This is a genomic window from Liquorilactobacillus vini DSM 20605 (assembly GCF_000255495.1).
GTDB lineage: Bacteria > Bacillota > Bacilli > Lactobacillales > Lactobacillaceae > Liquorilactobacillus > Liquorilactobacillus vini.
On the sequence record NZ_AHYZ01000038.1, the window covers coordinates 1 to 1,953 of the forward strand.

Below are 1,953 nucleotides of genomic sequence, written 5' to 3' on the forward strand. Positions count from 1 at the left end.
CATGTTCCGAAGAAATCGTCCCACCCAGTGAGATTACATATTCAAAAATCTGATCAATTGCAGCCTGGACGTCAGTTGGAAGGCCTTGAGAATCTTTAGGAATCGCAATGTTGGGATGAAAGTTGCCATCACCAGCATGACCGCCTAAAAAGGCTTTAACTTTTGTTGTAAATTTTAATTTTTCAACAAAGGCCGCTAAATCAGGTAACTTAGACAGCGGAACAGCGACATCTTCAACCACTAAACGACCATATGCAGCTTCCGCTTGATAATAGTCTTGTCGAATTTTAATGATTTTTTGGGCATAATCAGCATCATCGGTAACCGAAATCTGCAAAGCACCAGCGGCCTGCAAGAGTTTTTTTGAAGCTGAAACTGACCCAGCGGCAGCTGAATCTAATTGAAAAATCAACAAAGCTGAGGCACCATCACCGGCCAAGTTAGTTCCTTCAAGGCGATCAAGCGCTTCAATCGAAGTATCATTCAAAGCTTCCATCATTGACGGATATAAGCCACTGCCGGAAAGCTTTTGCACACCGATGCTTAATTGTTTCATATTTTCAAAAGTCGCTAAGCCGGTGACTGGATTGCCAAATGGAAGCGGCATGAGACGAACAGTTGCTTCAACAATAATTCCCAGCGTTCCTTCTGAGCCAACAAATAAATCGGTCAAATCATAACCAGTATTATTTTTAAATGTTGGTCCACCAAGCTTGACTAAAGTTCCATCGGCCAAGACAACTTTCAAGCCATAAACTGATTGCTTAGTTGTCCCATACTTCAAAGAACTCATTCCACCGGCATTAGTTGCAATATTGCCACCGATCGAACTGATTGGCTTAGAACCTGGGTCGGGTGCAAAGAAATAGCCCGATTTGCGAACGGCTTGATCCAAATCACCGTTCATCACGCCTGGTTCGACGATTGCGATTTGATCAGGAATACTGATCTTTAAAATCCGGTTCATCGCTGAAAGGTCCAGCACTAGACCACCATCAAGACCAGCTGAGCTATTAACGATCGATGTTGCTGCCGCTCTAGCCGTTACTGGTAATTGGTGACTATTAGCAAATTTCATAACTGCTTGTACATCCGCGACACTTTGAGCTTTGACTGCCGCTAAAGGCTGATTGCCGTTATTTAATTCCTGAGTAAATTTATTGATTCCATATTCTTTTAAGCGATCAGCATTCATAATCAGTTCACCATTAGGTAAGGTTAATTCCGTTAAATCAGTTGTCACAGTACCGCCATCCTTCTTATATGAGAGTAAAATTAAATACTAATTAAAGCAAAAATGGCACAAAAAAAACCTTTTGTCAATAAGCAAAAGGTTCGAAACTTTAAATTAGTTAGCTTTGATTGTTTCAAATTACGCATGAGCGTGAGCAATCTTAGCTCCTGCCGCCGCTGCAATCGCGGCAACGATATCATCTAAGAAAGTATTAATGCTCCCATCAGCTGGCCGATCCAACTTTTTGATAATGCCGTGTTTTTCTTTGTCTAAGTAACCAAAATTAGTACTAGCAATCTTACCGTAAATCCCAGAAATTCCCTCTTCGGCTAATAACTCATCGACTCCAAAAACACCACTATCATTAGCAATAATACTTTGCAGTGGCTCCGGTAACTGATGCTGATCCGCTAATCGATCTAAAGCTAATCCAACCATCGCATTATTTAAAACCTCACGTTTATGCAACACATCTAGCACTGCTTCCTGTGCTTCAGCTAAAGTAATACCAGGAACATAAGCTTGCTGGATCTGATAAGTGATTTTAGCAATGTCTTTAGTTGAGACATTCTTAGACTTGAAGTAATTGATCACAAAATCAAATGATGCTTGGTCTGGATATTTAAATTTTGGATCATTCAAAATAATCTCTCCTCTCAAACTAGTATCCTTCATTGTAGGACGATTTAACTATTTATGCAAAAAGTCAGCTTTTTAGG

General features: G+C 40.4%; 2 protein-coding genes. Both read right to left on the reverse strand.

The window, feature by feature from the left end; genetic code table 11:
- On the reverse strand, positions 1 to 1,243 hold a 1,243-nt coding region (locus ON15_RS02010; protein ID WP_010579803.1), incomplete at its 3' end, for an FAD-binding oxidoreductase.
- Positions 1,244 to 1,372: 129 nt separating this feature from the next.
- Positions 1,373 to 1,876, reverse strand: a complete 504-nt coding sequence (locus tag ON15_RS02015) for a phosphatidylglycerophosphatase A family protein (RefSeq protein ID WP_010579804.1) — start codon at positions 1,874 to 1,876, stop codon at positions 1,373 to 1,375.
- Positions 1,877 to 1,953 lie beyond the last annotated feature (77 nt).